The organism is Streptomyces sp. NBC_00212, from assembly GCF_045206365.1.
Taxonomy (GTDB): domain Bacteria; phylum Actinomycetota; class Actinomycetes; order Streptomycetales; family Streptomycetaceae; genus Streptomyces.
Map to the genome: position 1 here is coordinate 6,664,193 of NZ_CP108115.1, position 21,402 is coordinate 6,685,594.

At 72.4% G+C, this 21,402-nt stretch carries 24 protein-coding genes and 1 riboswitch; of the genes, 12 read left to right on the top strand and 12 right to left on the bottom strand.

What is annotated here, in order from left to right:
• Positions 1–41 precede the first annotated feature (41 nt).
• The 5 genes from OHA17_RS30345 to OHA17_RS30365 all read right to left on the bottom strand — a co-directional run bounded on the left by OHA17_RS30345 (position 42) and on the right by OHA17_RS30365 (position 5,304).
• Positions 42–1,586, bottom strand: a complete 1,545-nt coding sequence (locus OHA17_RS30345; RefSeq protein WP_406509180.1) for a cobyric acid synthase — start codon at positions 1,584–1,586, stop codon at positions 42–44.
• Complete coding sequence (locus OHA17_RS30350) at positions 1,568–2,524, bottom strand: cobalamin biosynthesis protein (protein WP_406509181.1); 957 nt, start codon at positions 2,522–2,524, stop codon at positions 1,568–1,570. Before OHA17_RS30350 ends, OHA17_RS30345 begins: the two co-directional genes overlap by 19 nt.
• Positions 2,525–2,620: 96 nt before the next feature.
• Positions 2,621–2,762, bottom strand: a riboswitch (cobalamin riboswitch).
• 100 nt (positions 2,763–2,862) lie between these two features.
• On the bottom strand, positions 2,863–3,084 hold the full coding sequence (locus OHA17_RS30355; protein ID WP_406509182.1) for a hypothetical protein: 222 nt from the start codon (positions 3,082–3,084) through the stop codon (positions 2,863–2,865).
• Between the two features lie 32 nt (positions 3,085–3,116).
• Positions 3,117–4,385: an anion permease gene (locus tag OHA17_RS30360; protein ID WP_398876612.1), complete on the bottom strand. Its 1,269-nt coding sequence runs from the start codon at positions 4,383–4,385 to the stop codon at positions 3,117–3,119.
• 130 nt (positions 4,386–4,515) lie between these two features.
• A complete protein-coding gene (locus OHA17_RS30365; RefSeq protein WP_406509183.1) occupies positions 4,516–5,304 on the bottom strand; it encodes a lysozyme in 789 nt (262 codons plus the stop codon).
• 112 nt (positions 5,305–5,416) lie between these two features.
• Between OHA17_RS30365 and OHA17_RS30370 the strand changes: the two genes are divergently transcribed.
• From OHA17_RS30370 to OHA17_RS30380, 3 genes are all read left to right on the top strand, one after another.
• Entirely contained in the window at positions 5,417–6,112 is a 696-nt protein-coding gene (locus OHA17_RS30370) for a class II aldolase/adducin family protein (protein ID WP_406509184.1), read from the top strand.
• 63 nt (positions 6,113–6,175) lie between these two features.
• Complete coding sequence (locus tag OHA17_RS30375; protein WP_406509185.1) at positions 6,176–7,303, top strand: alpha/beta hydrolase; 1,128 nt, start codon at positions 6,176–6,178, stop codon at positions 7,301–7,303.
• Between the two features lie 350 nt (positions 7,304–7,653).
• A complete protein-coding gene (locus OHA17_RS30380) occupies positions 7,654–8,997 on the top strand; it encodes a hypothetical protein (RefSeq protein WP_398876608.1) in 1,344 nt (447 codons plus the stop codon).
• A gap of 162 nt (positions 8,998–9,159) precedes the next feature.
• On the opposite strand, the gene OHA17_RS30385 is transcribed toward OHA17_RS30380, so the two are convergent.
• Positions 9,160–9,549: a VOC family protein gene (locus tag OHA17_RS30385; RefSeq protein ID WP_406509186.1), complete on the bottom strand. Its 390-nt coding sequence runs from the start codon at positions 9,547–9,549 to the stop codon at positions 9,160–9,162.
• 90 nt (positions 9,550–9,639) lie between these two features.
• Complete coding sequence (locus tag OHA17_RS30390) at positions 9,640–10,533, bottom strand: neutral zinc metallopeptidase (protein WP_406509187.1); 894 nt, start codon at positions 10,531–10,533, stop codon at positions 9,640–9,642.
• 146 nt (positions 10,534–10,679) lie between these two features.
• On the opposite strand from OHA17_RS30390, the gene OHA17_RS30395 reads away from it, so the two are divergent.
• From OHA17_RS30395 to OHA17_RS30410, 4 genes are all read left to right on the top strand, one after another.
• A complete protein-coding gene (locus tag OHA17_RS30395; protein WP_406509188.1) occupies positions 10,680–10,928 on the top strand; it encodes a hypothetical protein in 249 nt (82 codons plus the stop codon).
• Between the two features lie 94 nt (positions 10,929–11,022).
• Positions 11,023–12,621 (top strand): ABC-F family ATP-binding cassette domain-containing protein, encoded by a 1,599-nt coding sequence (locus OHA17_RS30400; protein WP_406509189.1) that lies wholly within the window; start codon positions 11,023–11,025, stop codon positions 12,619–12,621.
• Between the two features lie 378 nt (positions 12,622–12,999).
• Positions 13,000–13,221, top strand: coding sequence for a helix-turn-helix domain-containing protein (locus OHA17_RS30405; RefSeq protein ID WP_006123601.1), 222 nt, complete (start codon positions 13,000–13,002; stop codon positions 13,219–13,221).
• A gap of 150 nt (positions 13,222–13,371) precedes the next feature.
• The gene (locus OHA17_RS30410; protein ID WP_053724055.1) at positions 13,372–14,172 is read left to right on the top strand and encodes an enoyl-CoA hydratase/isomerase family protein; all 801 of its coding nucleotides are present in this window, start codon (positions 13,372–13,374) and stop codon (positions 14,170–14,172) included.
• A 16-nt stretch (positions 14,173–14,188) separates the two neighbouring features.
• Here the strand turns inward: OHA17_RS30410 and OHA17_RS30415 are convergent, their stop codons facing one another.
• Positions 14,189–14,851, bottom strand: coding sequence for a hypothetical protein (locus tag OHA17_RS30415; protein WP_406509190.1), 663 nt, complete (start codon positions 14,849–14,851; stop codon positions 14,189–14,191).
• Between the two features lie 88 nt (positions 14,852–14,939).
• On the opposite strand from OHA17_RS30415, the gene OHA17_RS30420 reads away from it, so the two are divergent.
• The 5 genes from OHA17_RS30420 (at position 14,940) to amaP (ending at position 17,412) form a co-directional block, all read left to right on the top strand.
• Positions 14,940–15,437 carry an Asp23/Gls24 family envelope stress response protein gene (locus OHA17_RS30420; protein WP_398876602.1) on the top strand — a complete coding sequence of 166 codons (498 nt, stop codon included), beginning with the start codon at positions 14,940–14,942 and terminating at the stop codon, positions 15,435–15,437.
• Positions 15,438–15,586: 149 nt separating this feature from the next.
• Positions 15,587–15,778 (top strand): hypothetical protein, encoded by a 192-nt coding sequence (locus OHA17_RS30425; protein ID WP_053730757.1) that lies wholly within the window; start codon positions 15,587–15,589, stop codon positions 15,776–15,778.
• Between the two features lie 3 nt (positions 15,779–15,781).
• Positions 15,782–16,132 carry an iron-sulfur cluster assembly protein gene (locus tag OHA17_RS30430; RefSeq protein ID WP_053730725.1) on the top strand — a complete coding sequence of 117 codons (351 nt, stop codon included), beginning with the start codon at positions 15,782–15,784 and terminating at the stop codon, positions 16,130–16,132.
• Complete coding sequence (locus tag OHA17_RS30435) at positions 16,129–16,830, top strand: DUF6286 domain-containing protein (RefSeq protein WP_406509191.1); 702 nt, start codon at positions 16,129–16,131, stop codon at positions 16,828–16,830. The genes OHA17_RS30430 and OHA17_RS30435 overlap by 4 nt, the downstream gene beginning before the upstream one ends.
• Before the next feature lie 3 nt (positions 16,831–16,833).
• A complete protein-coding gene (gene amaP, locus OHA17_RS30440) occupies positions 16,834–17,412 on the top strand; it encodes an alkaline shock response membrane anchor protein AmaP (RefSeq protein WP_398876600.1) in 579 nt (192 codons plus the stop codon).
• 243 nt (positions 17,413–17,655) lie between these two features.
• On the opposite strand, the gene OHA17_RS30445 is transcribed toward amaP, so the two are convergent.
• From OHA17_RS30445 to OHA17_RS30460, 4 genes are all read right to left on the bottom strand, one after another.
• Positions 17,656–18,411, bottom strand: a complete 756-nt coding sequence (locus OHA17_RS30445) for an SDR family oxidoreductase (RefSeq protein WP_406509192.1) — start codon at positions 18,409–18,411, stop codon at positions 17,656–17,658.
• Positions 18,412–18,415: 4 nt separating this feature from the next.
• Positions 18,416–20,218, bottom strand: a complete 1,803-nt coding sequence (locus tag OHA17_RS30450) for a glycoside hydrolase family 15 protein (protein WP_406509193.1) — start codon at positions 20,216–20,218, stop codon at positions 18,416–18,418.
• Between the two features lie 30 nt (positions 20,219–20,248).
• On the bottom strand, positions 20,249–21,037 hold the full coding sequence (locus tag OHA17_RS30455) for an SURF1 family protein (RefSeq protein ID WP_406509194.1): 789 nt from the start codon (positions 21,035–21,037) through the stop codon (positions 20,249–20,251).
• 109 nt (positions 21,038–21,146) lie between these two features.
• The gene (locus tag OHA17_RS30460; protein WP_078967008.1) at positions 21,147–21,380 is read right to left on the bottom strand and encodes a hypothetical protein; all 234 of its coding nucleotides are present in this window, start codon (positions 21,378–21,380) and stop codon (positions 21,147–21,149) included.
• Between the last annotated feature and the right edge of the window lie 22 nt (positions 21,381–21,402).

Here is a 21,402-nt window from a genome sequence, read left to right on the forward strand (position 1 = left end):
TCCTTCGAGTAGTGCTGTACGCCGCGGGCTCGCGGGGGTGTTCATGGCGCCCCCGGCGGGATGAAGGGCAGCCCGGCGGGCGGGCCCTGCTCGATCAGCCGCAACAGGGCGTCGGTGTCCGCGTGTTCTTCGATCAGGTCGCCGAGCCGGTCGAGCTGCTCCTCGCGCAGCGCGCCGAACGAGGTGTCGGGCGCGGGCACGAACCGGCGGCCCGCCGCCCGCGCGACCTGCTCAAGGAACCGGCGCCGGAACCCGTCGCTCTCCAGGGAGCCGTGCCAGTGGGTGCCCCAGACGGAGCCCACATGGCATCCGTCCAAGAAGGCTTCTCCGCCGAGGACTTGGGCCACGCCGTGGTGGATCTCGTACCCCTCGACGGGTTCCCCCAGGGCCTCGCCGACGGGCCGCGCCAGGGTCTTCTCGGCGGCGAACCGCACCCGTACCGGAAGGAGGCCGAGCCCGGTGACCGAGCCCGCCCTCGACTCGACCTCGTCCTCGATGTGCTCGCCGAGCAGCTGGAACCCGCCGCAGATGCCGAGCACCGGGCGGCCCCCGGCGGCCCTGCGGGCCAGCTCCGCCGCGAGGCCGCGCTCGCGCAGCCACTCAAGGGCGCGGACCGTGCCGCGCGTGCCCGGCACCACCACGAGGTCCGCGTCGATGAGCTCCTCGGGCCGGTCCACGAACCGCACGACCACGCCGGGCTCGGCCGCGAGCGCGTCCACGTCGGTGAAGTTGGACATCAGCGGAACGGCGCAGACGGCGACCCGCAGCACGTCCTCGCCGACCGGCGGCGTCACCACGGACTCCCGCACGGCGCCGCGCAGGGAGACCCGGAGCCCGTCCTCCTCGTCGATGCCGAGGCCGTGGGCGTACGGCAGGATCCCGTAGGTGTGCCGTCCGGTGAGGCCGCGCAGCATCTCGATGCCCGGCTCCAGGAGCGTCACGTCGCCCCGGAACTTGTTGACGACGTAGCCGGCGACCAGCGCCTGGTCCTCGGGGGCGAGCAGCGCCGTCGTCCCGAAGAACGAGGCGAAGACGCCGCCCCGGTCGATGTCGCCGACCACGACGACGGGCAGCCGCGCGGCCCGCGCGATGCCCATGTTGACGATGTCGGTACGCCGCAGATTGATCTCGGCCGGGCTGCCCGCCCCCTCGCAGATCACGGCGTCATACGTGCCCCGAAGCTCCTCCAGGCACTCCAGGACGGTGCCGAGCAGCGCCTGCCGGTGCCCCCCGTGCAGCGTCTTCCCCGAGGACGGGCCCCCGGACCCGCCGAAGAACCCGCGCGCGCTCATCTCGCCCACCGGCTTGCCCATGAGCACGACCTGGCTGGAGCGGTCGCTGCCCGGCTTGAGCAGCACCGGGTTCATGAGCGCGCTCGGCTCCACGCGCGCCGCCTGCGCCTGCATCGCCTGCGCCCGGCCGATCTCCGCGCCCTCGCGCGTCACGAACGAGTTCAGCGACATGTTCTGCCCCTTGAAGGGCGCGACCTTGACGCCCTGGCGCACCAGCCAGCGGCAGATCCCGGCCGTGACGACGCTCTTGCCGGCGTCCGAGGTCGTGCCCGCGATCAGCAGCCCGCCACCCATGTACGTCCCTTCCTCACAGCGGCCCTCGTCGCGACGGAGGCGGCCAGCGTCAGCCAGCCCACCCTGCGCGAGAGCCGTACCGCCCGTTCGATGTCCGCGACGCCGACGGCCCGCCCCGAGCCGTTCAGGACCGGCCGGTGCTCGACGCGTCCGGCGTAGGAGAGAGTGCCGCCGAGCCGTACGCCGAGCGCCCCCGCGAACGCGGCCTCGACCGGGCCCGCGTTGGGGCTCGGGTGCCCCGCCGCATCCGCGCGCCAGGCCCGTACCGCGCCCTTGGTGTCCGGGCCCGCGAGCGCCGCGAGGACGGCGGTGAGGCGGGCGCCCGGCCAGCCCGCCACGTCGTCCAGGCGCGCCGAGGCCCAGCCGTACCTGCGGTACTTGGCCGACTTGTGCCCGACCATCGCGTCCAGCGTGTTGACCGCTCGGAAGCCCACGAGGCCGGGCACGCCCGCGAGCGCGCCCCACACCAGGGCGCCGACGACCGCGTCCGAGGTGTTCTCGGCGACCGACTCGACGACGGCCCGCGCGATGCCGTCCGCGTCCAGGGACTGCGGGTCGCGCCCGCACAGGTGCGGCAGGCGCTCCCGGGCCACCTCCACGTCGCCCGCGGCCAGCGCCCCGCCGATGGCCCGTGCCTCGCGGCCGAGCGAGGTGCCGCCCACCACGGTCCAGGTGGCGGCGGCGGTCAGCGCGAGGGACGCGGCGGGACGGCCTCGTACGGCACGGGAAAGGAGCGCTGCCGCGCCCGCGGCGCCGCCCGCGCACACCAGGGTGTGCAGCGCGCCCCAGCCGCGGTGGTCACGCCACAGGGCGCGTTCGACGGCGCCGGCCGCGCGGCCGAACGCGGCGACCGGATGCCCGCGGCGTGGATCGCCGAGCAGGAGGTCGCCGAGGAGCCCGGCCGTGGCGCCGTAGGCGAAGGTGCGATCGGCCCGCATGCGCTCAGCCCGCCAGGGCGTCGCGGGTAGGGCCGGAGAGTCTCGACGGGCAGGCGCGCATGGCGGTATGTCCTCACTCAGGGTGTCCGCGCCCTGGTACGACGTGACCGGCGGTGAGAGTTCCTGGCTCGCGGGGATCATTCCCCGGTGACAGTGGCGGGACCGCGCCGGATTCGCACCGGCTTCCTCTGCTGCCGCCGTAGCTGGCCGGTGCAGTCCACCACGCTGCGAGAACACCCGTCAACTTGCTGTTGACCTGCGGCGGGGGAGAGTGCGCGGTGCCACACAGAACCGCCCTCCGGCACGGGCCGGAGGGCGGTTCGGGTGATGCCTGTGGGTCAGGCGACGATCAGATAGATCCCGTACGCGACGGCCGCCGCGCAGGCCGCGAAGCAGGCGTACGCACCGGTGCGGGCCAGCGCCACGTTGCCGGTGCCGGATGCCGCGGCCTCCCGCTTGGTGAGGCCGACGATGCCGAGGGTGAACAGGCCCACCAGGCCGACGGTCACCGCGAGGCTGACGCCGAAGACGGAGCCGAGAGCTGCCCAGTCGATGTGCATGAGGATTCCTTAGCTGTGCCGGAGAACCGGGGTCAGACCGTCGCCGGGGTGGGCGGGTCGGCAGGCGTCACCGGGGCCGGGGCCTGGATCGTGGCCTTGAGGTCGATGGCCGCGGCGGCCGCGGCGGTCGGCGGCGGGGTGACCGCGGCGATCGCGGTGGTGACGACACCGGCGGGCTCGGCCGCGGGGGCCTCGCCGATCTCGTCGGCGGTGACGTTGTGGTGGTCGACCGGCTGGCGGCGCGACAGCTTCCAGATGGTGCCCGAACCGGCGATCAGGAGGATCGCGACGGCGACGATGCCCCAGGTGCCCTGCTTGGTGAGGAACTCCGCGCCCGCGCCGACGAGTCCGGCGGCCGGCAGCGTCAGAACCCAGGCGACGGCCATCCGGGACGCGGTGGACCAGCGGACCACACCGCCCTTGCGGCCGACGCCCGCGCCCATCACGGAGCCCGAGCAGACCTGGGTGGTGGAGAGCGAGAAGCCGATGTGCGAGGAGGCCAGGATGACGGTGGCGGCGCCGGTCTGGGCGGCGAAGCCCTGCGGCGGGCGGAGCTCGGTCAGGCCCTTGCCCATGGTGCGGATGATGCGCCAGCCGCCGAGGTAGGTGCCCATCGCGATGGCCAGACCGGCCGAGACGATGACCCACAGCGGGGGGTTCGCGCCCGGGTGCAGCACACCGCCGGTGACCAGGGCGAGGGTGATGATGCCCATCGTCTTCTGGGCGTCGTTGGTGCCGTGGGCGAGCGAGACGAGGCCGGCCGAGGCGATCTGGCCCGCGCGGTAGCCCTTGGCGGTCGCCTTCTCGTCGGTGTTCCGGTTGAGCCGGTACGTCAGCCTGGTGGCCAGCATCGCGGCGATGCCCGCGACGATCGGCGCGGCGACGGCCGGGAGCAGCACCTTGGTGACCACGGTCGAGCCGTTGACCGAGGACCAGCCCGCCGACATGACCGCGGCGCCGATGAGGCCGCCGAACAGGGCGTGCGAGGAACTGGAGGGCAGACCGAGCAGCCAGGTCAGCAGGTTCCAGAGGATGGCACCGACCAGGGCCGCGAAGATGACCTCGGTTCTGATGCCTTTTTCGTCGATGATCCCGCCGGAGATCGTCTTGGCGACCTCCACTGACAGGAACGCGCCGACCAGGTTGAGCACGGCGGACATGGCGACCGCCGTCTTGGGCTTCAGGGCGCCGGTCGAGATGGTGGTGGCCATCGCGTTGGCGGTGTCATGGAAACCGTTCGTGAAATCGAACACGAGAGCTGTCACGATCACAATCGCGAGCAGCAGCGTGATGTGTTCCATTTACCCAGGCAATCGTTCGACGTCAGTGGCTGGACGAACGTAAGTAACCTGAGTGAACGGAAGATGAACTGGGGCGGGCGTGTCGGTGTCTGTGGCCGTTTCTCGCCCCAAGTTGGCCCACGGGGGCCGGTCAGCTGCCCGCCGCGAACCGCTTCAACTGCCCAAAAGTCCCATTGAAGAGATTCTGGTCACCCGGCAGGCTCCCGCTGCCGTTCTGGTACTGCCAGAACGTCCAGTACGACCAGCCCGCCGGCAGCGCGCCCGGCGTGTCGGCGTACCGGGCCAGCCACAGGGCGTGGGTCGCGGCGAAGGCCCTGCTGTGGCCGGTGCAGTCGTTCCACCAGCCCGCGGTCGTGTAGATCACCGGGCGGCGGCCGGTGAGCAGCCGCACCTCGTCGCTGAACTCCGCGATCCACGACGTCATCGCGGCCGGACTCAGGCCGTAGCACTTGGCGCTGCTGCCGCCCTTGGCATCCTTGGCGTCCTTGCCGTACGGGTTGCGCTCCAGATCGACCGCGGGCGGCAGCGTCCAGCCGTCGTCCGACCAGTCGCCGCCGTGCCGCACGAAGAACTCGGCCTGCGCCCGGCCGGACGCCTGGTCGGGCAGCGCGAAGTGGTAGGCCCCCCGCACCAGACCCGCCTGCCGGGCGCCGTCGTACTGCTGCCCGAAGTAGGGATTGTGGTACGTCGTCGACTCGGTCGCCTTCACGTAGACGAACGAGGCGCCCAGGCCCTTCGCCGAGGCCCAGTCCACGTTCTTCTGGTGCGAGGACACGTCGTGGCCGAGCGGCTTGTCCGCGGCCGACGCGGCGGGCAGCGCCGCGAGCCCCACACTGCCCAGCGCCAGTGCGGCCAAGCCCCCCGTGAGCGCGGCCCGCACCCGGGCTCGGCGCGGGAGCGGATTGCGGTCGCGAGCCATGACGTCCCCCCCAGAATTCCGATGATGTACGGAACAAAGCACCCAGAGGCTAGTTGAAGATCGCCGTCCAACTCCCGTGTCGCGGCCGTTGCGCCCTGGCAGGATCGGCCGCATGAGCGACGACGAGGCGGCGACCGCCGCGGCATGGGCCGAACTGATCGACACCGCACGCAGAACCGCCGCGGCATGGGCCGAACTGATCGACACCGCACGCAGAACCGCCGCGGAAGGGCTGGTCGTCGGCACCTCGGGCAATGTGTCGGTACGCGTCGGCGACCTGGTCCTGGTCACCCCGACCGGCGTCCCCTACGACCGGCTCGGCCCCGCCGACACCGTCGCCGTCGACCTCGAAGGCCGCCAGGTCATGGGCACGCTCCGGCCCACCAGCGAGATCCCGATGCACCTCGCGGTGTACCGGAACACCGACGCGCGGGCCGTCGTCCACACCCACGCCGTGCACGCCACGGCCGTGTCCACCCTCGTCACCGAACTGCCCCTGGTCCACTACATGGCGGCCGCGCTCGGCGGCCCGGTCCGGGTCGCCCCGTACGCCCTGTACGGCAGCGAGGAGTTGGCCGGGAACATGCTGCGCGCCCTTGAGGGCCGCACCGGATGTCTCCTGCAGAACCACGGAACCGTCACTTACGGAACCGGCCTAGCCCAGGCCTACGACCGCACCGCCCAGCTGGAGTGGATGTGCCGGCTCTGGCTCACCGCCTCGGCGCTGCCCGGCCGGGCCCCCTCGCTGCTCAGCCCCGCCCAGCTCGACGAGGTCGCCGAACGGCTGCGCGGATACGGGCAGCCGTAGGCGCGCCGCCCCGATGGGCTCCGCCCACTGGCACCCCGGCGGCCCCGAGCCGAGACTGGAGGGGTGCGCCCCGCTACGAAGACGGCCGCGGCCGTCACCACCCTCCTCGGCGTCGGCGCGGCAGCGGTCGTCGCCGGACGCTACGCCAGCGACGCCGCCCTCAAGGCGCCGCCGGGCCGCCCGCTGCCCACCGACCCCCGGCTGACCGTGCACGCCACGGCCCCGGGCCGGATCACCCTGACCCGCTCGCTCGTGTCGCTGCGCCCGGGCACGTACGGCCTGGAGGGGAGGGGTGCCCACGTCGCCGTCGGCGAGGTCCTCGACGGCGCCCCGCACACCGCCGACACGGTGGTGCGCCGTCTGGAGCGGGTCACCCACGGCAGCCTCGCGGCGGGGGACCGGGTACGGCTCACGCCCCAGGTGCATCGCGGCACCCCGGGCACCGCCCTGGGCATCGAGTACCAGGACGTCGAGATCGCGGCCGAACTCGGGCCGCTGCCCGCCTGGTTGGTGCCCGGCCCCCGCACCACCTGGGTGATCGCCGTCCACGGCCTCGGCACGACCCGCGAACACCCCCTGAACATCGTGGAGTTCCTGCACCGCCAGCAGCTCCCCGTGCTTCTCCTCGCCTACCGGGGCGACGAGGGCGCACCCCGCTCGCCGGACGGGCTCGGCCACCTCGGCGACTCCGAGTGGCGCGACCTCGACGCCGCGATCCGCTACGCCCTGCGGTCCGGGGCCCGGCGGGTCATCCTGCACGGCTGGTCCACCGGCGCCACGATGGCCCTGCACGCCGCCACCCACTCCGCACTGCGCGAGCGCATCGGCGGCATCGTGCTCGACTCGCCCGTACTGGACTGGGAGTTCACCCTGAAGGCCCTCGCCACCGCCCACGGCACCCCGGGCGCGCTCCTTCCGCTCGCCGTCCGGGCCGCCCAGGGCCGCACCGGCCTCCACGGCGACCGCCTCCAGGAGGCCGTCGACCCCAAGGCCCTGCGCGTCCCGACGCTGCTCTTCCACGGCCCCGACGACACGCTCGCCCCCTGGGGCCCCTCCCGCGAACTGGCCGATCGCCGCCCGGAACTGATCACCCTGCACACGGTCCCGCACGCCCCCCACGCCTCCATGTGGAACGCCGACCCACGGACCTACGAAGAAACCCTGCGCCGCTTCCTCACCCCGCTCATGTGACACCCCGCAGCCCCGGTGCGGCATGAGGGGCGGATTCCGTTTGAGCTTTCGGGCAGCGCCGGAGCCGTGTCCATCCGGGGGCGACCTCGGACCCCCGGCGGTCCCCGCAGCCCCGGTGCGGCGTGAGGGGCGGATTCCGTTTGGGTTTTCGGGCAGTGCCGGGACTGTGCCCATCCGGGGGCGACCCCCGGACCCCCAGCAATCCCCGTGGCCTCCGGCGTGGCGATCGTGGCCGATTCCGTTTGGGCTTTCGGGCAGTGACGGGGAAGACTGCCTGCGTGACGTCCCGGAAGCCTGAAGAGAAGTTGCCGCGCGACTCCAGACTGCGGCTTGTCCGCGCTCCGCACCCGATGCAAGCCCGACCCCTTGCCACCGCCCGCAGGGCCGTGACCGACCGGCGTACCCGGCCGGCGCCCCGGCCGCCCGCGGGCACCCCGGCCGCCGCCGAACTGGCCCGCCAGGCCAGGGCGGTGCTCGCCGACGCCGTACGCGTGGCCCGCTGGACCGACGCCGAGCGCGCCCGCGGCGGCGCCTGCGGTCCCGGCCGGCCGGGACCGCTGCCCGCGCCGGTCGCCGAGCGGGCCGCCGCCGCACTGGGTCTGACGCCCGGTCAGGTGCGGGCCGGCTGGGACCGGGCCCGGCTGGCCGGTCTCGTCGAGCTCCACGGCGCCACGGTGCGGCCCGGCTGGCGGCTGCGCGCCTGGGACCGTGACGACGCGGCCGTCCTGCGCGGCTGGGTCGCCCTGTTCGACGCCTGGTCCCTCGTCCACCCCGCCCCGGACGACATCGCCCCCACCGCGGTCGCCGAGGTCGTCGAGGCCGTCCCCCAGGTGCTCTCCCTCCTCCAGCTCTCCAACGGGCCCGTCCTCGTACCGGCGCTGCTCGACCTGCTCGGCCAGCGGGTCGCCGAACTCCGAGAGGAACGCTGCGAGGTCCCCTACGGGCCCCAGCCCGACCCCGTGTCCCTGCCTCCGCTCCTGCCACACCTCCTCGGCTGGGCCCTGGCCGGCCTCGCCGCCGTCGGCGCGCTCGTCCTCGGCGAGGGCCAGGCCACCCTGACCCCGCTCGGCAACTGGGCGGTCTGGGTCAAGCTGGAGCAGATCTGCGTCGCCGCGCAGAGCCCCGCCGGGAACATCGAGCAGTCCGCCGACGACATGCTGCGCGGCTGCGCCGGCCTCACCCCGGGCCCGGCCCGAGCCGAGTACCGGGCCTGGACCGCCGCCCGCACCGTCGGCAGCGCCGTCACCGAACTCCTCGACGTCGCCCGGGGTGACGACGCCCTGCTGCGCGGACTCGCCTTCGAGGCGCTGCGGGTCGTCGGAGCACCCGCCGAGGCCGGGGTGCGCGCCGCCGCCGCGGAAACCTGCCTGCGCCCCTACGCCCTGCTGTGGCTCGCCGAGTACGAGGGCGGCGACCCCGAGGACGTGCTCGGTGTCCTCACCCGCGAGGAGTCCACCTGGCTGTGGGTCGACACGGCCGCCGCCGTGGCCGATCACGGCGAGAGCGAACTGCTCGTACGCCACCTCGACTCGGCGGTGCAGGGCACGGTCCCGGCACTGCTCGACGAGGTGCGTGCCGTCGGGCATCCGCGCACCGTGCAGGTCCTGGTGGCCCTGGCCGCGGCTCACCCCGACCCGGCTCTGGCCAAGGCGGTCCGCCGGGCCGCCTTCCAGGTTCACACGGGTTCCGTATAGCGACGCGCGTAGCGACACCGCCGCCCGCCCCCAGGGGCGGCACGCCACGCCCTCAACTCCCGTTCCCTGCCGACCCGTTGAGCAGCCCCGAGCCGCCCACCCCCGAGCCCCCGCGCCTGAGCTCCCGGTGCCGGCGGGGTCAGGGGCCAGGCCCCTACCCCCTCACTCCGCGCCGCCCGGCGCATACGTGCCGAAGCTCCACACGTTGCCCTCCGCGTCCCTCGCCATGTAGTCCCGCGAGCCGTAGTCCTGGTCCGTCGGCTCCATGAGGATCTCCACGCCCTGCTCGGCGGCCCGCTTGTAGTGCGCGTCCACATCGCTCACCACCACGTACACCCCCACCGGGCCCGCGTCGGCCATCACCTTCGCGAAGAGGCCCGCGCGGCCCTTGGAGCCGAGCATCACCGCGCCCGTCCCGTACGACAGCTCGGCGTGCATCACGCTGCCGTCCTCACCCTCGTACGCACACACCTCGGTGAAGCCGAAGGCGTCCTTGAGCTGGCGGATCGCCGCTTTCGCATCGCCGTAGAGAATCGTCGGGTACATGCTCATGCCGATCACTCCTTCCGGGTCCAAGCCGCTGACTGTGACCTGGATCTCAGTCTCGCACCCGGCACTGACAACGCCCCTCGGCGCCCGGATTCACCGCGCGAAGGTGTTGCAGCGGGCCATGTCGCCCGTCTGGTAGCCGGTGTAGAACCACTGCTGGCGCTGCTGCGCCGAGCCGTGCGTCCAGGTCTCGGGGGTGACCCGGCCCTGGAACTTCTCCTGGATCCGGTCGTCGCCGACCGCGGCCGCCGCGTCCAGGCCGTCCTTGATGTCCTGGTCGGTGAGCTTGGTGAAGAGCGGGCGGCCCCCCGGCTTGTCGGGGGTCGTCGTCGCATGGTGCGCCCAGACCCCGGCGTAGCAGTCGGCCTGCAACTCCACCTTCACCGCGTTGCTGTTGGCGCCCTGCTGCCCGTCCTGCGCCTTCTGCAGGGTGCCCATCAGGTTCTGGATGTGGTGCCCGTACTCGTGCGCCACCACGTACGCCTGCGCGAACGGGCCGCCGCTGGAACCGAACTTGGTGCGCAGTTCGTTGAAGAAGCCCAGGTCGAGATAGACCTGCCGGTCACCCGGGCAGTAGAAGGGCCCGACGGCCGAAGTCGCCGCGCCGCAGGCCGTGTTGACCCGGTTCGTGAAGAGGACCGTCTTGGCGGGGGAGTACTTGCCGCCGCGCCGCGGGAACTCCTGGCTCCAGTAGTCCTGCACGCTGTTGACCACCGCGACGATCCGGCAGTCCTCCTTGGTGTTGGCGTCCGAGCCGGTGCGGCAGCTCTCGCTGACCTGGGCCTGCGACGACGAACTCGCCCCCGGTGTGGTGTCGCCGGACGAGAGCCCGAGCTCCTCGGGCCCCACGCCGAAGAACAGGCCCAGGAGCAGCGCGATGACGCCGACGATTCCGCCTCCGACCGTGGCCCGGCCGCCCGGGATCCGGCTGCCGCGCACATCCTTGACCTCGGACGTGTCCAGATCGGCGTCGTCGTCGAACTGCATGGGCGCACCACTCTCTGTTCACCCGGGCCGGCGTGAGGGGCCGCCCGCTCAAGGTCACCCCGAGTATCAGGAAAGTCACCCCGAGTATCAATCGGTTCATTGCGCTACGCCCGTTTTATTACGTCGGCCGATACGCTCTGCGCGTCATGGACCGGGCCAGTCTCGCGCTGACCGCAGTCGCCGCCGTACTCGCTCTGCCGCTGGTCACCGCGGCCCGGCACGCCGACCGGACCCCGTGCGGCGACCGCTTCGACAGCTTCGCCGGGTACCCGGCGGGACCGGCCGCCGTCGACGGGCTCGGCAAGATCACCCCTGGCCGTACCCCGCTGGGCGACGAACTCCCAGGTGAGCGGCCCACGGACCGCGGCGGAAACCGGGTTGCGCGACCCAGTTAGAATTGGCCCATGGCAATTCTCCTTGTGCATTAGGCGGCGTCGACCTCCGCGACCCCCGTCCCGTCCGCCGTCCATACCGCCCTGGAGTCTTTCCGTGATCACCGCCACCGGCATCGAGCTGCGCGCCGGCGCCCGAGTCCTCATCGAGTCCGCATCCTTCCGCGTCGCCAAGGGCGACCGCATCGGCCTCGTCGGCCGCAACGGAGCCGGCAAGACCACCCTCACCAAGTGCCTGGCCGGCGAGGGCATCCCGGCCGCCGGCACCATCACCAGCTCGGGCGAGGTCGGCTATCTGCCGCAGGACCCGCGCACCGGCGACCTCGACGTCCTCGCCCGCGACCGCGTCCTGTCCGCCCGCGGCCTCGACGAAGTCCTGCGCAAGATGCGCGAGAACGAGGAGCGCATGGCGAACGGCAAGGGCGCCACGCGCGAGAAGGCGATGAAGAAGTACGAGCGCCTGGAGACCGAGTTCCTCACCAAGGGCGGGTACGCCGCCGAGGCCGAGGCCGCCACCATCGCCGCAGCCCTCGGCCTGCCCGACCGCGTGCTCGGCCAGCCGCTGCACACGCTCTCCGGTGGCCAGCGCCGTCGCATCGAGCTCGCCCGCATCCTCTTCTCGGACGCCGACACCCTGCTCCTCGACGAGCCGACCAACCACCTCGACGCCGACTCCATCGTCTGGCTGCGGGACTACCTCAAGACGTACCGCGGCGGCTTCATCGTGATCTCCCACGATGTCGACCTCGTCGAGACGGTCGTCAACAAGGTCTTCTACCTGGACGCCAACCGCGCCCAGATCGACGTCTACAACATGGGCTGGAAGCTCTACCAGCAGCAGCGCGAGGCCGACGAGAAGCGCCGCAAGCGCGAGCGCCAGAACGCCGAGAAGAAGGCCGCGGCCCTCAACTCGCAGGCCGACAAGATGCGCGCCAAGGCCACCAAGACCGTCGCCGCGCAGAACATGGCCAAGCGCGCCGAGCGCCTGCTCTCCGGCCTTGAGGCGGTCCGCGTCTCCGACAAGGTCGCCAAGCTGCGCTTCCCCGAGCCCGCGGCCTGCGGCAAGACGCCGCTGACGGCGGAGGGCCTCTCGAAGTCGTACGGCTCCCTGGAGATCTTCACCGACGTCGACCTGGCCATCGACAAGGGCTCGCGCGTCGTCATCCTCGGCCTCAACGGTGCCGGCAAGACGACCCTGCTGCGGCTGCTCGCCGGCGCCGAGAAGCCGGACACCGGCGAGGTCACCCCGGGCCACGGCCTCAAGATGGGCTACTACGCGCAGGAGCACGAGACGCTCGACCCGGAGCGCACCGTCCTGGAGAACATGCGCTCCTCCGCGCCGGACCTGGACCTCGTCGAGGTGCGCAAGACGCTCGGCTCGTTCCTCTTCTCCGGCGACGACGTCGACAAGCCCGCCGGGGTCCTGTCCGGCGGCGAGAAGACCCGCCTGGCCCTTGCCACCCTCGTCGTCTCGTCCGCCAACGTGCTGCTCCTCGACGAGCCCACCAACAACCTCGACCCGGCCAGCCGCGAGGAGATCCTCGGCGCGCTGCGCACGTACAAGGGCGCCGTCGTCCTCGTCACGCACGACGAGGGCGCCGTCGAGGCGCTCCAGCCGGAGCGGATCATCCTGCTGCCGGACGGCGTCGAGGACCTGTGGGGTCCCGACTACGCGGACCTGGTCGCCCTCGCCTGACCGGACGCCTCCGGCGCGGGATTCCGTGCATGATCCATCCGCTGATCCACTCGGTATGGATCATTCGGCTTACGCGTGATCCTCAATCTGAGTGAGTGCGTCTCGTACCCCGGTGTGTCATGTGCGGGATCAAGGTCCGCCCCTTGTGGGGCGGGCCTTTTTCCATGTGTGACCCGGAACACAGCGCTGACCTGGCGCTTCGCCTCGACTTTCGGCCCGGGATATGTCCGGGCCCAGCCGGAATGTGGAATTCCGCCCCGCTCGGCGGCAGTCCGGGCCCCGAAGCTTGTTGTACGGACCTTGCCGAATGGGTGGCCAGGAAGCCCGGGAGGGGTGATCATGAGAAGTCCAGAGCGCACTTCCCATGAGGAGGCACGGGTGGCCGAGACTCTGAAGAAGGGCAGCCGGGTTACCGGCGCCGCGCGCGACAAGCTCGCGGCAGACCTGAAGAAGAAGTACGACTCCGGTGCGAGTATCCGGGCGCTGGCCGAGGAAACCGGCCGGTCCTATGGATTCGTCCACCGGATGCTCAGCGAGTCCGGGGTCACTCTCCGTGGACGCGGTGGGGCGACACGGGGCAAGAAGGCCGCCTCGGCCTGACCGAGGCAGTTTCCGGACAGCTCCTGTGGCCCACCGGGTCCGGTGGTGGCCACCCGGTCGGCCGTGCGGTCGACCGGGTGGTTACTGTGCAGTCACTTAATGACCGCCGACGCGGTCATTCGATGACGGCCACTGACCCGGAGGCGCCCCATGGCTACGCCCGCATCCGCAGCTGAGGTATTCGACAAGGACGGCGTCCGGCTCTCCGTCGACGACGCGGTCGCCACGGTGACCCTGACCAATCCGGCCAAGCGCAACGCCCAGTCTCCCGCTCTGTGGCGGGCGTTGACGGACGCCGGACGGTCGCTTCCGGGCAGCGTCCGCGTCGTCGTGCTGCGCGGTGAGGGCAAGTCCTTCTCCGCCGGCCTCGACCGCCAGGCCTTCACCCCCGAAGGCTTCGACGGCGAGCCCTCGTTCATCGACCTGGCGCGCGGCTCCGACGCGGACCTCGACGCGGAAATCGCCGCGTACCAGGAGGCGTTCACCTGGTGGCGCCGCAACGACATCGTGTCGATCGCGGCCGTCCAGGGGCACGCGATCGGTGCCGGCTTCCAGCTCGCCCTCGCCTGCGACCTCCGGGTCGTCGCGCAGGACGTGCAGTTCGCCATGCGCGAGACCAGCCTCGGGCTGGTTCCCGACCTCACGGGCACGCATCCGCTGGTCGGGCTCGTGGGCTACGCCCGCGCGCTCGAAATCTGTGCGACGGGACGCTTCGTCGGCGCCGAGGAGGCCGAGCGCGTCGGCCTGGCCAACCTCGCCGTTCCCGTCGAGGAACTCGACTCCGCCGTACGGGACTTGGCGGGGGCGCTGCTCGCCGCTCCGCGCGACGCGGTGGTCGAGACGAAGGCGCTGCTTCGCGGTGCCGGCGGGCGGGGTTACGAGGAGCAGCGGGTCGCCGAGCGTGCGGCTCAGGCCCGGCGGCTTCGTGACCTGGCCGGGCTTTCCGACTGAGCTCCGCCCGGGGCTGTCAGCCCGCCCATGTGATCAGTACGGCCACTGAATTCGCCTCCGGCGCCGCCCGGGCCACCGCGTCCCGTACGGCTCTCGCCACCTCCAGGGGGTGGCGGGTCGTGGCCAGCTCCACCCGCAGGTGAGCCTGCGTCGCATGGATCGGCGAGCCCAGTTCCGCCGTCAGATGAGCCACCCCCGGCGTCCCCAGGGCCGCTGCCGCGGCTGCTGTCGCCGGGGGTTCGGCGGGGCCGGGTGGGGGGCCGCCGGGCTGGGGATCCGGGAGGGCGTCCAACAGGGACGTCACGCTCAGGTCGATGTCCGAGACGGGCAGGCCCAGACGGTCGTCCGCCGCTGTGAAGAGGGCCTCTCGCAAGGTCGCCGTCAGCTCCGGCAGCGGGTGGCCGCCCAGGGCCGCCAGCTCGGCCGTGATCCGCAGCGGGCCCGGGGGCAGGGCGGTCGGCGGGGGCGGAACCGACGGCTCGATGCGGGATTCGGGGTCGGCAGGGGCGAGCCTCAGGGACGTCACCGCCAACCCCGGCAGCGTCGCCGACGCGGCCCTCAGCACCGATACCGCCGCCCGTTCGGTGATCCACGCGCCGTCCCGGACGTCACCCAGGGCGAGCAATCGGCCCAGGCCCAGCCGACGGCGTACCGCGGAACTCCAACTGTCACCCGTCATTGCTCCAGCCTGCCGCATCGCAGGCGCGAGTCGGGGCAACCGCACTTAATGTGGGCAATGGAGTCCAAGGGCGAAGGGACAGACGGTCATGAGTGACACCGCACAGCGCAACCGGCCCGGCACACCCGCGAACGACCCGCTGGGCGAATCGGCCGAGCAGGCCAAGAAGACGTCCGTCACCAAGCGTGGCGGCGGCGATCCGGCGGGGCGCGGCCGCACCACGATCGCCGACGGCGTGGTCGAGAAGATCGCCGGGCTCGCCGCCCGCGACGTTGTCGGCGTGCACGCCATGGGCAGCGGCTTCTCCCGTACGCTCGGCGCGGTCAGGGACCGGGTGCCCGGCGGCAAATCGGCCGTCACGCGCGGAGTGAAGGCCGAGGTGGGCGAGGTACAGACCGCGCTCGACCTCGAAATCGTCGTCGACTACGGGGTGTCCATCGCCGAGGTGGCCCGCGACGTGCGGGAGAACGTCATCTCCGCGGTCGAGCGGATGACGGGGCTCGAAGTCGTCGAGGTCAACATCGCGGTGAGCGATGTGAAGCTGCCCGACGAGGAAGACGAAGAGCCGGAGTCCCGGCTTCAATAGGTCACCCGCAGGTCACCCGCAGGTCACCCGCAGGTCACCCGCAGGTCCCCGCAGGGCACGGCTTTTCGTAGATATCGGATCACGTACCGGATCACGTGTCCGACCACGTATAGGACCACATCGGAACTCATCGGACCGAGGAGCTCGGCATGAGCATGGCGGTGGTTGGCTTGATGGCCGGCATGGCACTCGGCTTCGCCGGATACTTCGGCGGCTTCGGGGCCTTCCTGCTGGTCGCGGCACTCGGCGCGATCGGCTTCGTGGTGGGCCGGTTCCTGGAGGGCGACCTCGAACCCGGCGACTTCTTCCGGCCCCGCGACCGCGGCGACCGGCGGCGCTGACCCATGGCGGTGGCCGGACGGATCGAGCCCGCCGAGCGCGGCGCCACCCGGATCGCCGACCGGGTCGTCGCGAAGATCGCCGCACAGGCGGCCAGAGAGGCGCTCGACGAGATCCCCGAGGGCGGCGCCCCGCCCCGCGCCACCGTCACCGTGCACCAGGAATCCGCGCGGGTACGGGTCAGCGTCGAGCTCGGCTACCCCGGCGATCTCGGCGGCCAGTGCCGCGCCGTGCGTCGCCAAGTCGCCGAGCGGGTAAGGGCGTTGGCGGGGATGGAGGTGCCCGAGGTGGCAGTGCAGATCGAGCGTCTGCACGCGGCGGACGCGGGCGCGGCGGACCGGGGGAGGATCCGATGAGCCAGCCGCACGAAGGCGACGACGGGACGCAGCGCCTGCCCGTGATCGAGCAGAGCCCCGATCCGGCGGCCGCCGCCGGGGCCCCCGGGCTCGACCAGTCGGTCTCGGCCGCCGACTACGACCCCGTGCCCGTTCGCGCGGACGGCGAGGGCGGCAAGGCCGGGCGCTTCTGGTCGGTGCGCCGGGTGCCCGCCGCACTGCTCGCCCTGGTGCTGCTGGCGGCGTCCGGGCTCTTCCTCTACGACATCGCCGCCGTACGCGCCCACCGCTCCGCGATGCGCTGGCGGGTCCGGCTCGCCGACTGGCTGGCGGGGCACCCCGTCGACGACGTGGCGGTGCTCGCGGGCGCGGGCGCCGTGGCGCTGCTCGGCATCTGGCTGATCGTGCTCGCCGTGACCCCGGGCCTGCGCGGCATCCTGCCGATGCGGCGCGAATCCGCGGCCGTACGCGCCGGGCTCGACCGGGCCGCGGCGGCGCTCGTGCTGCGCGACCGGGCCATGGAGGTGGCCGGCGTCCAGTCGGTCCGGGTCCGCATGGGGCGCACCCGGGTCGTGGTGCGCGCCCTGTCGCACTTCCGTGAACTCGACGACGTACGGGCCGACTTGGACGCGGCACTGGGTACGGGAATCCGGGAGCTGGGCCTTGCCGGGCCGCCCGGGCTCGCGGTCCATGTGAGCCGCCCGGTACGGAAGGGCTGAGCCATGCTGAGGACGGTCAACCGGGTGGTGCTCGGCCTCGCGGGGCTCGTGCTGTTCCTCGCGGGGGGCGCGGCTCTGGCCGCCGGGTTCGGGCTTGACGTGCCGTCCTGGTGGCCCTGGCGCGGCAAGGCCGACGTAGTCCTGAGCCGTTCGCGCCGCGACCACTGGAACGACCAGGGCTGGTGGTGGCCGGTCGTCATCGCCGTACTGGCGCTGCTCGTGCTGCTCGCCCTGTGGTGGCTGCTCGCCCAGCTGCGCCGGGCCCGGCTCGCCGAGGTTCTGGTGGACTCCGGTGACGGGGAGGGGGCGTTGCTGCGGGGGCGGGCGCTGGAGGCGGTGCTCGCCGGCGAGGCGGAGGGGCTTGACGGGGTGTCCCGGGCGCAGGTCGTCCTGGTCGGCCGGCGGTCCGCCCCCTCGGCCCGGGTGGAGCTCCTCCTGGAGGCACATGCGGAGCCTGCGGTCGCGCTGGCCCGGCTTGAGGGGGAGTCGCTTGCGCACGCTCGGGACTCGGCGGGGCTTGCGGAGCTGCCGGCGGAGGTTCGGCTGCGGGCGGTCAAGCATCGGGCGCGGCGCGTGAGTTGACGCTGGGAGCCCTTTCCCCACCCCGCCCCTTCCCCAGACCCTCCGGGGGAGTTCGTTCGGCTGCCGGTTGGCGCTCCTGGGGTTCCGCCCCAGGCCCCGTTCGCGCCTTAAGGGCGCTCGTCCTCAAACGCCGGACGGGCTGAAATGCCCTGGTGCGGGCCAGCACCGACCCTGCTAGGGGCGCGGGGAACTGCGCGACCCGGCGCGGCGTGGTGGGGCCCCTCGCAGGGAAGGGCCCGGCCCTCAGAAGCCGTGTCGCGCACCCCCGTCCACCGGCAGCATCACGCCCGTCAGGTACGACGCCGCCGGCGAAAGGAGGAACGCGGCCGTGCGGCCGAACTCCTCCGGGGTGCCGTAGCGGCGCAGCGGGATGCGGGACTCGTTGGCCGCTCGGGTCGCCTCCGCGTCGCCGGACAACTCGTCGAGCTGGCGCACCCGGTCCGTGTCGATGCGGGAGGGGAGGAGTCCCACGACGCGGATTCCGCGCGGGCCCAGCTCGTCGGCCAGTGACTTGGCGAAGCCCGCCAGGCCCGGGCGGAGCCCGTTGGAGATGGTCAGGCCGGGGATCGGTTCGTGGACCGAGCCCGACAGGACGAAGCCGATCACGCCGCCCTCGTCGAGTTCGTCCGCTGCCGCGCGGGCGATGCGGACCGCCCCGAGGAACACCGAGTCGAAGGCCGACTGCCACTGCTCGTCGGTGTTGTCGGCGACGAAGCCCGGCGCCGGGCCGCCCACGCTGATCAGTACGCCGTCGAAGCGCCCGAAGCGCTCGCGGGTGGTGGCGATCAGCCGCGCCGCCGCTGCCGGGTCGGCGTTGTCGGAGGTGACCGGCAGGGCGTCGGGGCCGAGTTCGGTGGCGGCCTCCTTCAGCGTCTTCACGTCGCGGCCGGTGATGACCACCTTCGCGCCGTCCTCGACGAGCGCGCGGGCGGATGCGAGACCGAGGCCCCGTGAAGCTCCGGTGACGACGTATGCACGGTTCTTCAGTCCAAGATCCATGCGCCTATCCTGCCTCTTCCCCGCACTCCAGCGCGCAGGCGGTCGCGACCAGGCCGATGTGGCTGAAGGCCTGCGGGAAGTTGCCGAGCTGGCGCTCCCCCACCGGGTCGTACTCCTCGGCGAGCAGCCCCACGTCGTTGCGCAGGGCCAGGAGCCGCTCGAAGAGTTCCCGGGCCTCGTCCTCGCGGCCGGTCAGGCGCAGCGCGTCCGCCAGCCAGAACGAGCACACCAGGAAGGTGCCCTCGCCGCCGGGCAGCCCGTCCACGGTCGTGCCGTCCGTGCTGTAGCGGCGCAGGAAGCCGTTCACGCCGAGCTCCGCGCGCACCGCGTCGACCGTGCCCACCACCCGCGGATCGTCCGGCGGCAGGAAGCCGACCCGGGGGATGAGCAGCGTCGCCGCGTCCAGCTCCGTCGAGCCGTACGCCTGCGTGAAGGTATTGCGGACCGGGTCGAAGCCCTTCTCGCACACCTCCTTGTGCACCTCGTCGCGCATCTTGCGCCAGCGCCCGGCGGTGCCGCGCAGCTTCGGGTCGGTCTCCAGGGTGCGCACCGCGCGGTCCGCGGCCACCCACGCCATGACCTTCGAGTGGACGAAGTGCCGGCGCGGCCCGCGCACCTCCCACAGGCCCTCGTCCGGCTCGCGCCAGCGCTCCTCAAGGAAGCCGAGCAGGGCCAGCTGGATGTTCCAGGCGTGCGACTCGCTCTTGAGGCCCGCCTCGCGCGCCAGATACAGCGAGTCGACGACCTCGCCGTACACATCGAGCTGGAGCTGGTCGACAGCCGCGTTGCCGATCCGGACCGGAGCGGACCCCAAGTGGCCCTTGAGCCAAGGGAGTTCGGTCTCGGGCAGCCTGCGTTCACCCGCGAGCCCGTACATGATCTGGAGGTCGGCCGGGTCGCCGGCGACTGCCCGAAGGAGCCAGTCCCGCCAGTGCGAGGCCTCCTCCAGATAGCCGGCCGCGAGCAGTGCCTCCAGGGTGAGGGTGGAGTCGCGCAGCCAGCAGTAGCGGTAGTCCCAGTTCCGTACGCCGCCGATCTCCTCGGGCAGCGAGGTCGTGGCGGCGGCCACGATGCCGCCGGTGGGGGCGTAGGTGAGGGCCTTGAGGGTGATCAGGGAGCGGATCACGGCTTCCCGGTAGGGCCCCTGGTACTGGCAGCGGTCCGCCCATTCCTGCCAGTCGGCCACCGACTGCTCAAGTGCCTCGTGCGGGTCGCAGAGGTCGGGGCGCGGCTGGTGTGAGGCGTGCCAGGTGAGGACGAAGGCGACCTTCTCCCCCTCGCCGACCGTGAACGACGAGCGCGTACTCATGTCCTGGCCCCATGTCTTGACCTCGGGCTCGCTGCGCAGCCACACCGAGTCGGGCCCCGCGATCGCCACCCGGTGCCCGTCCGAGCGCCGCATCCAGGGCACCACATGGCCGTAGTCGAAGCGCAGCCGCAGGACGGAGTCCATCTCGACGGTGCCGCTCAGGCCCTCCACGATGCGGACGACATCGGGGGCCCGGTCGCGCTGCGGCATGAAGTCGACGACCTTCACCGTGCCGGTGCGGGTCTCCCAGAACGTCTCCAGGATGAGCGAGTCGCCCAGATAGGCGCGCCGGTCGCACTGTCCCAAGTGGCCCACCTCGGCCGGGGCGATCCGCCAGTGGCCGTTGTTCTCGTCGCCGAGCAGCGCCGCGAAGCAGGCGGCGGAGTCGAAGCGGGGCAGACAGAGCCAGTCGACCGACCCGTCCCGGCCGACCAGGGCCGCGGTCTGCAGATCGCCGATGAGGGCGTAGTCCTCGATGCGCTGAGTACGTTGTGTCACGCCATGGCGTGTTCCCGGCCGGACAAAATGCTAAGCAGTCGCGGGTTCGGGCGCCGCCTGAGGCGCGGCCGCCGCCTCCTCGCGGTCCTGCTTCTCGCGCCGTACGAGGATGAACCAGCCGACCGGCACGGCGGCCGAGAAGAGCCACCATTGAACGGCGTACGCCATGTGCGGGCCGATCGAGCTGTCGTCGGGGGCCGGGATCAGCTCGGGGGAGTCGTCGGGCGACTCGGGGGCGGTCTGCTCGATGTAGCCGCCGAGCACGGTGCGGCCGAGCGCCTTGGCCTGCTGGGCGCTGCTGATCAGCATGACCTGGCGGGGCGGCAGGCCCTTGACGTTCTTGATGCCGCTGGCCGCGGTCGTCTGGTCGGCCATCAGCCGGCCGGTGATCGTGACCTTGCCCTTGGGCGGCGCGGGGATCTTCGGGAAGTCCAGCTGGTTGCCGTTGTCGGCGATCCAGCCCCGGTTGACCATCACGGTCGGGCCGCTGTCCAGGATGAACGGGGTGAGCACGTGGTAGCCGACCCGGCCGTCGGCCGCGGTCCTGCGCCGTACGACGACCTCGTGCGCGGTGTCCCAGGTGCCGGTCGCGCTGACCCGGCGCCAGTAGTCCGACTGCGGGACCGTGTGGCCCGGCGAGGTGAGGTCGGTCACCGGGAGGGGCTTCGCCTTGAGGTTGTCGGCGATCAGGGTGTTCTGGGCGACCTTGTGCTCGTGGCGGTGCAGCTGCCAGAAGCCCAGCTCGATCATCGTGGGGATGAGGGCGAGGGCCAGAAGGGTGACGAGCACCCACTGCCGGGACAACAGGAAGCGGTACACCCCATGACCGTACAACTCGGGTCACGGGGTGCGCTGAGTGGGGTGGCGGGAGGCCGGGTGGGTGGCGGGAGCAGGAGGGGAGTGGGTGGCGGGAGGAGGAGGGGAGAGGTCACACCTTGTCGACGATGCCCACCTTTCCGTCCGCGCGGGCGCAGTGCGCTCCGCAGTACCACGCCCCCTCGACCTCGACGCCCTGGCCGATGATCTGGACCCGGCAGTGTTCGCAGATGGGCGCCATGCGGTGGATGGCGCACGAGAAGCAGTCGAAGACGTGCACCGCGCCCTGCGCGTGCACCTCGAAGGACATCCCGTAGTCGTTTCCGCAGACCTCGCAACGTGCCATGCGCCACAGGGTGAGGGGTGCG

What these genes read in the sequence shown, in the direction of transcription:
- OHA17_RS30345 (WP_406509180.1), bottom strand. Translation starts at nt 1,586, where the DNA reads ATGGGTGGCGGGCTGCTGATCGCGGGCACGACCTCGGACGCCGGCAAG.
- OHA17_RS30350 (WP_406509181.1), bottom strand. Translation starts at nt 2,524, where the DNA reads ATGCGGGCCGATCGCACCTTCGCCTACGGCGCCACGGCCGGGCTCCTC.
- OHA17_RS30355 (WP_406509182.1), bottom strand. Translation starts at nt 3,084, where the DNA reads ATGCACATCGACTGGGCAGCTCTCGGCTCCGTCTTCGGCGTCAGCCTC.
- OHA17_RS30360 (WP_398876612.1), bottom strand. Translation starts at nt 4,385, where the DNA reads ATGGAACACATCACGCTGCTGCTCGCGATTGTGATCGTGACAGCTCTC.
- OHA17_RS30365 (WP_406509183.1), bottom strand. Translation starts at nt 5,304, where the DNA reads ATGGCTCGCGACCGCAATCCGCTCCCGCGCCGAGCCCGGGTGCGGGCC.
- OHA17_RS30370 (WP_406509184.1), top strand. Translation starts at nt 5,417, where the DNA reads ATGAGCGACGACGAGGCGGCGACCGCCGCGGCATGGGCCGAACTGATC.
- OHA17_RS30380 (WP_398876608.1), top strand. Translation starts at nt 7,654, where the DNA reads ATGCAAGCCCGACCCCTTGCCACCGCCCGCAGGGCCGTGACCGACCGG.
- OHA17_RS30385 (WP_406509186.1), bottom strand. Translation starts at nt 9,549, where the DNA reads ATGAGCATGTACCCGACGATTCTCTACGGCGATGCGAAAGCGGCGATC.
- OHA17_RS30390 (WP_406509187.1), bottom strand. Translation starts at nt 10,533, where the DNA reads ATGCAGTTCGACGACGACGCCGATCTGGACACGTCCGAGGTCAAGGAT.
- OHA17_RS30395 (WP_406509188.1), top strand. Translation starts at nt 10,680, where the DNA reads ATGGACCGGGCCAGTCTCGCGCTGACCGCAGTCGCCGCCGTACTCGCT.
- OHA17_RS30410 (WP_053724055.1), top strand. Translation starts at nt 13,372, where the DNA reads ATGGCTACGCCCGCATCCGCAGCTGAGGTATTCGACAAGGACGGCGTC.
- OHA17_RS30415 (WP_406509190.1), bottom strand. Translation starts at nt 14,851, where the DNA reads ATGACGGGTGACAGTTGGAGTTCCGCGGTACGCCGTCGGCTGGGCCTG.
- OHA17_RS30420 (WP_398876602.1), top strand. Translation starts at nt 14,940, where the DNA reads ATGAGTGACACCGCACAGCGCAACCGGCCCGGCACACCCGCGAACGAC.
- OHA17_RS30425 (WP_053730757.1), top strand. Translation starts at nt 15,587, where the DNA reads ATGAGCATGGCGGTGGTTGGCTTGATGGCCGGCATGGCACTCGGCTTC.
- OHA17_RS30430 (WP_053730725.1), top strand. Translation starts at nt 15,782, where the DNA reads ATGGCGGTGGCCGGACGGATCGAGCCCGCCGAGCGCGGCGCCACCCGG.
- OHA17_RS30435 (WP_406509191.1), top strand. Translation starts at nt 16,129, where the DNA reads ATGAGCCAGCCGCACGAAGGCGACGACGGGACGCAGCGCCTGCCCGTG.
- amaP (WP_398876600.1), top strand. Translation starts at nt 16,834, where the DNA reads ATGCTGAGGACGGTCAACCGGGTGGTGCTCGGCCTCGCGGGGCTCGTG.
- OHA17_RS30445 (WP_406509192.1), bottom strand. Translation starts at nt 18,411, where the DNA reads ATGGATCTTGGACTGAAGAACCGTGCATACGTCGTCACCGGAGCTTCA.
- OHA17_RS30460 (WP_078967008.1), bottom strand. Translation starts at nt 21,380, where the DNA reads ATGGCACGTTGCGAGGTCTGCGGAAACGACTACGGGATGTCCTTCGAG.